The 7,045-nt window shown below is 33.8% G+C and carries 9 protein-coding genes; 6 read left to right on the top strand and 3 right to left on the bottom strand.

Annotation, left to right across the window (positions count from 1 at the left end):
• Positions 1 to 114: 114 nt before the first annotated feature.
• Positions 115 to 1,770 carry an amidase family protein gene (locus ACJAZK_RS14475; RefSeq protein ID WP_415224650.1) on the top strand — a complete coding sequence of 552 codons (1,656 nt, stop codon included), beginning with the start codon at positions 115 to 117 and terminating at the stop codon, positions 1,768 to 1,770.
• Here the strand turns inward: ACJAZK_RS14475 and ACJAZK_RS14470 are convergent.
• On the bottom strand, positions 1,767 to 2,849 hold the full coding sequence (locus ACJAZK_RS14470; RefSeq protein WP_415224649.1) for a serine hydrolase domain-containing protein: 1,083 nt from the start codon (positions 2,847 to 2,849) through the stop codon (positions 1,767 to 1,769). The genes ACJAZK_RS14475 and ACJAZK_RS14470 overlap by 4 nt on opposite strands.
• Positions 2,850 to 2,941: 92 nt before the next feature.
• On the opposite strand from ACJAZK_RS14470, the gene rimO reads away from it, so the two are divergent.
• Positions 2,942 to 4,249 carry a 30S ribosomal protein S12 methylthiotransferase RimO gene (gene rimO / locus ACJAZK_RS14465; protein WP_415224648.1) on the top strand — a complete coding sequence of 436 codons (1,308 nt, stop codon included), beginning with the start codon at positions 2,942 to 2,944 and terminating at the stop codon, positions 4,247 to 4,249.
• A 19-nt stretch (positions 4,250 to 4,268) separates the two neighbouring features.
• On the opposite strand, the gene ACJAZK_RS14460 is transcribed toward rimO, so the two are convergent.
• On the bottom strand, positions 4,269 to 5,084 hold the full coding sequence (locus tag ACJAZK_RS14460; protein WP_415224647.1) for a hypothetical protein: 816 nt from the start codon (positions 5,082 to 5,084) through the stop codon (positions 4,269 to 4,271).
• A 432-nt stretch (positions 5,085 to 5,516) separates the two neighbouring features.
• On the bottom strand, positions 5,517 to 5,801 hold the full coding sequence (locus ACJAZK_RS14455; protein ID WP_415224646.1) for a hypothetical protein: 285 nt from the start codon (positions 5,799 to 5,801) through the stop codon (positions 5,517 to 5,519).
• A gap of 289 nt (positions 5,802 to 6,090) precedes the next feature.
• Here ACJAZK_RS14455 and ACJAZK_RS14450 point away from each other — a divergent pair, with 289 nt between their 5' ends.
• The 4 genes from ACJAZK_RS14450 to ACJAZK_RS14435 form a co-directional block, all read left to right on the top strand.
• On the top strand, positions 6,091 to 6,216 hold the full coding sequence (locus tag ACJAZK_RS14450; protein ID WP_415224645.1) for a helix-turn-helix transcriptional regulator: 126 nt from the start codon (positions 6,091 to 6,093) through the stop codon (positions 6,214 to 6,216).
• Positions 6,206 to 6,472 (top strand): hypothetical protein, encoded by a 267-nt coding sequence (locus ACJAZK_RS14445; RefSeq protein ID WP_415224644.1) that lies wholly within the window; start codon positions 6,206 to 6,208, stop codon positions 6,470 to 6,472. Before ACJAZK_RS14450 ends, ACJAZK_RS14445 begins: the two co-directional genes overlap by 11 nt.
• Positions 6,451 to 6,555: a hypothetical protein gene (locus tag ACJAZK_RS14440; protein ID WP_415224643.1), complete on the top strand. Its 105-nt coding sequence runs from the start codon at positions 6,451 to 6,453 to the stop codon at positions 6,553 to 6,555. The genes ACJAZK_RS14445 and ACJAZK_RS14440 overlap by 22 nt, the downstream gene beginning before the upstream one ends.
• Before the next feature lie 39 nt (positions 6,556 to 6,594).
• Positions 6,595 to 7,045, top strand: a 451-nt coding sequence (locus tag ACJAZK_RS14435; RefSeq protein ID WP_415224642.1) for a class I SAM-dependent methyltransferase, incomplete at its 3' end; no start/stop codon positions are given.

The following is a 7,045-nucleotide window of genomic DNA, read 5'->3' as shown; positions in this document are numbered from 1 at the left end:
AATTCAAGTATTTAAATTTGGATACAAAGGCATCAAAACAATTTGGTTTGATGCCTTTTATTCTTTTGTAAGGATTGATTTGAATTTTCCGTATTTTTATTGAAAATTCTAACTATGCGATTTCTAATATTAAGTTGTCTTATTTTGTGTGCAGCAAGCTGCAAAACTTCCGAAGAAAAAACCTCTAGAGAAAACACGACTAATGATATCGGAGTGCCTGACGATTTAAGTGCGATTTCTACTAAATCTTTTAGAGAGTTTAAGGTCTTAGATTCTAAATATATAAATAACTCAGAGTTATGGGGTGTATTTAAGGACGACCTTAGAGATTTTACAGAATCAACATATAATGAATTAAAACCATTGGTTTTAGATCAAGACATACCAACGATTCAAAAACACATCAATGCGCGTAAATTATCTTACGAGCAACTCACCAAGTTTTATTTATATCGTATTAGACAATTTGACAGAGAGAATGAGTTGTCTTTAAACTCAGTTATAGCCTTAAATCCAAATATTATCGCAGAAGCAAAACAAAAAGATAGAGAACTACTTAATAAAATGCTTAAGCATCCAATTTTTGGGATGCCAATACTTTTAAAAGATAATATAAATACTGCCGGAATTCCAACAACCGCGGGAGCTGTTGCGTTGAAAGATAATACTGTTGAAGATGCTTTTATTGTAAACCAGTTAAAATATAAAGGCGCTTTAATTTTAGGTAAAGCGAATTTAAGTGAATGGGCTTACTTTTTCTGTGGCGATTGCCCTAGTGGTTATTCAGCGATTGGAGGTCAAACGTTGAATCCTTATGGTAGAAAAGTTATTGATACAGGAGGCTCTAGCTCAGGAAGTGGTGTTGCGGTTTCAGCTAATTTTTGTGCTGCTGCTATTGGTAGCGAAACGTCTGGTTCTATATTGTCTCCTGCAAGTCAAAATTCTACTGTAGGTTTTAAACCGACTATTGGTTTGTTAAGTCGTAGTGGGATTATACCTATTTCTTCTACTTTGGATACAGCAGGTCCAATTACTAAAAATGTCGTGGATAACGCTATTCTTCTAGATGCTTTAATTGGTGAAGATAAATCAGATACAAAGTCTGTTTTTGATCCTTCAGTCAAATATTACACACCATCTAATTTTGAAAAAGCGTCATTTAAAAAGAAACGTTTTGGTGCTTTTAAAAGTCTAATGGAAGATGAGCTGTATGCAAATGCTATTAATGTTCTTAAAACTCAAGGAGCAGAAATTGTAGAGATAGAAGCTCTCGACATTGCGCTTCCTGGATTTTTAAGATTACTAAATCTCGATATGAAAAAAGATTTGGTAGCCTATCTCAATACCTACGGAAATAAGAATCTTGGTTATACATCTATTGAAGATATTATGGCTTTCAATAATAAAGACAGTTTGAATGTGATGCCTTACGGACAATCATTATTTCAAGGCATAGCTGATGATTCTGCAACAGAAGAAGAATTCACTAAAATTAAGACTACTCTCAAAACTAATGGAAAATGCTTTTTTGATGAACCAATGAAAGCTCATAACTTGGATGGTATTTTATCCATAAATAATTATCATGCTAGTCACGCAGCAGTTGCAGAGTATCCTGCAATTACAGTGCCAATGGGTTATACAGACGGAGGAGTGCCAAAGGGATTAACATTTATTAGTTCTCGACTAACAGAACTGCAATTGTTGCAATGGGCTTATGTTTATGAACAAGCCTCTGAAATGAGGACAGCGCCTGTTAATTATAATTAATCAATAACTAAAGTAATCTTTTCCCACAAGTTATTATCGAACGATGAGAGCGCAAAATCTACATTTTCCGCCGCTTCCCCCATTCTAATGACGACTAGTTTTTTACTTGGTACGATATAAATCTTTTGATCATCACGACCTAATGCACAATACATGTCACTTGGAGCATTTGGGATAAGCGCTCCTTGTATCTCAAATTGTGATTGTGGTAAATGATAACTCGATTTCCCATTAAGCCACCATAAGTAACCGTATGCTTGATTGATAGCTTGCGATGTGTTCGTAGCGTCGTTTAAGAAATTTTCAGATACAATGTGAGTGTCTTCCCATTTGCCATTGGCAGACGTCAATAATCCAAAACGTGCCATACTTCGCACAGTACTCCAATAAACATTTAAATCTCCAAACGGAATCCAAGCACCAGTCATTCCTATTTTATTTTTAAGATTAGTATCAAAATAACTGTTCCAAGTTTGATTGCTTGCGCTAGAAATGACGTCTTGTAGTTTGACATATACATTGTGATATGCCCAACGATTTCCCGCATCTGCGATGTACTGAAGATTTTCTGCGGAAATAGAGTCACCCAAAGTATCGTCCAACCCAGAATCCATAGAAAGTAGATTTTTACAGGTTATCAAATTTTCTTTTTCTAACGGAATGCTCGTCCATCCTGTTCCTAAATAATCTGAAACTTTATCGTTAATATCTAAAAGTCCTTCATCTTCTGCAATTCCAGTTACAGTTGTTGTTAAGGTTTTTCCTGCGCTTGCCCAATACCAAGGAGACGTTTCGCTATGACCATTCATGTAGCTTTCGACAACGATTTTTCCGTTATGAAGTATTATGAAACCTTTGGTGTTTTTTTCTTCTAGAAAGTCTAAAAGTGGTTGTAATTGAGTAATATTCCATCCTACTTCAGACAGCGATTTGCTATCCCAAGTTTCCGAAGAAAGTGGAGGGAAATAGGTGCTTTCGTCTGGCGATGGATCTTCAGTTTGAGGCATGTTATCTTCCGAAGAACAATTATAAACTAAACCTAAACTCAAAAGGACCATAACAAGGTTATATAATTTCATAGTATTCATTTTGTTTTAAGACTTCTAAAGATAAAAAAGGTTTAACGTTTAATCACAAATCATTACGTATCTTTGCCAACTGAAATTTGACTATGAGAACTAAATCACTTAAGAAGAACAGAATCAATGTCGTAACACTTGGATGTAGCAAGAATGTATATGATAGTGAAGTATTAATGGGACAATTAAAAGCCAGCGGAAAGGACGTTGTTCATGAAGAAGACGGTAATGTTGTCGTTATTAATACCTGTGGCTTTATCAATAATGCTAAAGAGGAAAGTGTAAATACTATTCTTGAATTCATGAAAAAGAAGGAAGCAGGAGAAGTTGATAAAGTGTTTGTGACCGGTTGTTTAAGTGAGCGTTATAAGCCAGATTTACAGAAAGAAATTCCTAACGTAGATGAATATTTTGGTACTACAGAGTTGCCTCAATTATTAAAAGCATTAGGTGCAGATTATAAGCATGAATTAATTGGTGAGCGTTTGACAACGACGCCAAAAAACTATGCGTATTTAAAAATTGCTGAAGGTTGTGACCGCCCTTGTAGTTTTTGTGCTATCCCATTAATGCGTGGGAAACATAAAAGTACACCTATTGAACATTTAGTTATAGAAGCTGAAAAATTAGCAGCTAATGGCGTAAAAGAGTTGATTTTGATTGCTCAAGATTTAACCTACTACGGCTTAGATATATATAAAAAACGTAATCTTGCCGAATTATTAGAGCACTTGGTTAAAGTTGAAGGTATTGAGTGGATCAGATTACATTATGCCTTTCCTACAGGTTTCCCAATGGATGTGTTGGATATTATGAAACGCGAACCTAAGATTTGTAATTATTTAGATATTCCTTTACAACACATTAGCGATTCAATTTTGAAAAGTATGCGTCGTGGAACAACTCAAGAGAAAACAACTAAATTACTTAAGGCATTTAGAGCAACAGTTCCCGAAATGACCATTAGAACAACATTGATTGTTGGTTATCCAGGAGAAACAGAAGCCGATTTTCAAACGTTGAAGCAATGGGTTAAAGACATGCGTTTTGAGCGTATGGGTTGTTTTACCTATTCTCATGAAGAAAACACACATGCTTTTAACCTCGTAGATGATGTTCCTGAAGAAGTGAAAATGGATCGTGCTAACCAGATTATGGAAATTCAATCTCAAATTTCTTTTGAATTGAATCAGCAAAAAATAGGACACGAATTCAAAGTGGTTATCGATAGAAAAGAAGGTAACTATTTTGTTGGTCGTACAGAATTTGACTCTCCAGATGTTGATAACGAGGTTTTAATTGATGCTACCGTTGCATATTTAAAAACAGGTGAGTTCGCTACTGTAAAAGTTATTGAAGCAGAAGACTTTGATTTATATGCTGAAGTTGTAAATAACTAAGTCCATTGAGTTTCTTTGATTAACAACCATTTGCTGGTCCAAAAGTAAATACGAGTTCTTGGTCAACGTGTTCTCCTTTAGAGTTTTCGGCAGGTATCCATAGTCCTGGGATATTTTTAATGAGTTCAATGAATTTGTCATCTAGTGAAGAGTATCCCGTTGTCATTGCGTCATGTTGAACATTTGAAATAGTGCCTTCTTTTGTTATTATAAAAGAGAGTTTAATTGCGCCCAATTTGTCTTCTTTGATAACGTTCATACTCTCTTTACTGTTCTCCCTAAAATAGGTGATAAGTGATTCTTTACCATCTCTATAAATGGCTTGCTTCTGAGGAACAACAGTTATGTGCGGACCAAAAAAGCGTTCTTCTAAATTACCATTCTCAGTGTTTTTTTCTTTGAATTCGGTTCTAATCGTAAAATGACTAAAGTGCTCTGTTGCTCTTAAAAGTTTTAGTTGCCCAGGTGTTAGACGATCATTAGTTCCATATTCACGTATTCTAGATTGCTCATTGTCTTTAATGATAATAACGTCTACAGAATTAATATAGGCTATTTGTTGGGCCTCTTCTTTGGTAAGAAAATCATAAATTGTTTTGGCTTTATGGATGTCTTCTTTTGTATAGGCTTCAAATCGTGTATCTACTCCGTAATACAAGTCTGGGTTTTTTTTGCTAGCCGTACGTTCTAAATTTGAGTTAATAAGAGCAAGGTCATTACTGTTTGAGGAGTTTGGATCATTAGTTTTAATAGTGTTTTTACAACTTGTGAAACAAAATACTAATACGTTTAGCATAGCTAGTTTTGTACAGAAAATAATAGTGGTCTTGTTCATAGGAGTTCTGTTTAGAGATTAATTTCTATCAAATATATGGTTGATAGGTAGTTATATCGGTAAATGAAATGTAAAAAAGTGTCAAATTTTTGTGAAATTTTTTAAAACAAGTCTATTAAGAGGGTAGTGGTTGTCGTTTTGAGATGTATTTGAAATTTAGTTTTATGATGTGTACTGATACAGTTGATTTTTCTCATTTCTTATGCTCCATGGGAAACCTCTCCAAGATTACCGAGAACTCTTGCTTATGATTTAAATCAGCAAATCTATATTTTATCTTCAAGATACTTTCTTAGTCAGCTCTTTACTTGTGTCACTTTTATATGGCAAACTTTAAACTATCATAACATTTCCTTTTATGATTATAGTTTCAGGATGTGCTTTGCTAGGTTTCTCTCCTCCCCAAGGCAGACCTTCTATAAATCTTTTTCCTTAATTAGCATCCCTATCAAATTCAAAATATGATAAGGAACCTTTTTTTTCTTTATGCTCAAAAGTTTGAAATTGCTTTTCGATTGTCTTTCCAAGAATAAAACGATACATCTCTGGATTTTTGTATAACAGTTTTGATTGTATGGCTTGATATTCTATGTCTTGCGAAGACTTGTATTCTTTCGGTAGTTCAGTTGGTTTCATTTTGATAGCATCAATTGTTTGTGATGGACCAAACCCAATAGTAGATACTATTGAAATACACAAAGTTAAGAGCTTATTCATATAACGTGTTTTTAAAAATTATAACCAATCTGTTTCTGTGCGATTTATTTCTCTAGTGTCTTTTGTTCTTATGTTGACTTGGTTAGAATTAAATTAGTGAAACAAAACGAACCAAATAGGTATTCGTTTGGTTTTATAAGTTGGTAGAGGCGAAGCTATCAACGACAGTGTTTGTCGCTAATTATTACTTAAAAGCTTGGTGTCTCGCAACGGTCATATTGATTGTAATCGTTACGATTGGTTAATGTCTATCTTTGTCGAATGATCAATATAATAGACCAACAACATAATGAATTCGGATACAATTAATTTAAGAGATATTAAAAAAATGAGATTAGAACGTCATTGGTCACAGGATCAATTGGCCGAAATGAGCGGATTAAGTATAAGAACTATTCAAAGAATTGAGAATTGAGAATGGAGAGAATGCAGGTTTAGAGTCTTTGAAATCTTTGGCTTCGGTCTTTGAAATCAATATAAAAGATTCGGATAAGAAAGAAGATATAGAGCAGATTAGAAAAGAAGAATCATACATTCAAAATTTGAAAGGGTTTTATAAACTTTTTACAATAGCGATTTTAAGTTTGGTACTTCCATTTATTGTAGCACTTAACGATTCTGAAAACTGGAATTTTTTTTATGGATACTGTTGTCTTGGGGAGTTATATTAGGAGTCTATTCTCTAAATGTTTTTGAGATCTTTGAAGACCAATGGAAAAGGAAAATGATTAATAAGAAATTTAAAAAGAAGTAAGGATTTATTAAGGATAGCTTGTAGACAGATGTCGCGTTTATGAATAAAAAAGAAAATATAATAAAAAAAATCAAGACCCCTTGGTCAACTAAAGACGCCATGGAGCAGGTTTATAAAATGAAACTTTGGGGTTCTAATACTTCTGCATTTTATTCTGGTAACGGGTCACATCGTCCCGAGTTAGTGAATCCATATATAGATGTTTTAACATCATTTCTAATGACTTTTAAAAGGCCTCTAGTCGTATGTGATTTGGGCTGCGGAGATTTTAATGTAGGTAAAGCATTGGTAAAGTATACTGCTAAGTATATAGCATTAGATATTGTAGAGGGTCTCATTGTATATAATAAAGAAAAGTTTAAAGAGAAAGATTTAGAATTTCATTGTTTGGATATTGCAGTAGATGATTTACCTTCTGGAGACTGCGCTCTATTAAGGCAAGTTTTACAACATTTATCCAATGCTGAAGTAAAACGCATAGTACATAAAT

The sequence above is a fragment of the Psychroserpens sp. genome (assembly GCF_047633235.1).
Classification (GTDB): domain Bacteria; phylum Bacteroidota; class Bacteroidia; order Flavobacteriales; family Flavobacteriaceae; genus Psychroserpens.
Note: the sequence above shows the minus strand (reverse complement) of the source record. Positions and strands in the feature narration are given on the sequence as shown.

Excerpts from the sequence above, each read along its gene's own strand:
- ACJAZK_RS14460 (WP_415224647.1), bottom strand. The coding sequence starts at position 5,084 with ATGAACAAGACCACTATTATTTTCTGTACAAAACTAGCTATGCTAAAC.
- ACJAZK_RS14470 (WP_415224649.1), bottom strand. The coding sequence starts at position 2,849 with ATGAAATTATATAACCTTGTTATGGTCCTTTTGAGTTTAGGTTTAGTT.
- ACJAZK_RS14455 (WP_415224646.1), bottom strand. The coding sequence starts at position 5,801 with ATGAATAAGCTCTTAACTTTGTGTATTTCAATAGTATCTACTATTGGG.
- ACJAZK_RS14475 (WP_415224650.1), top strand. The coding sequence starts at position 115 with ATGCGATTTCTAATATTAAGTTGTCTTATTTTGTGTGCAGCAAGCTGC.
- ACJAZK_RS14450 (WP_415224645.1), top strand. The coding sequence starts at position 6,091 with ATGAATTCGGATACAATTAATTTAAGAGATATTAAAAAAATGAGATTA.
- rimO (WP_415224648.1), top strand. The coding sequence starts at position 2,942 with ATGAGAACTAAATCACTTAAGAAGAACAGAATCAATGTCGTAACACTT.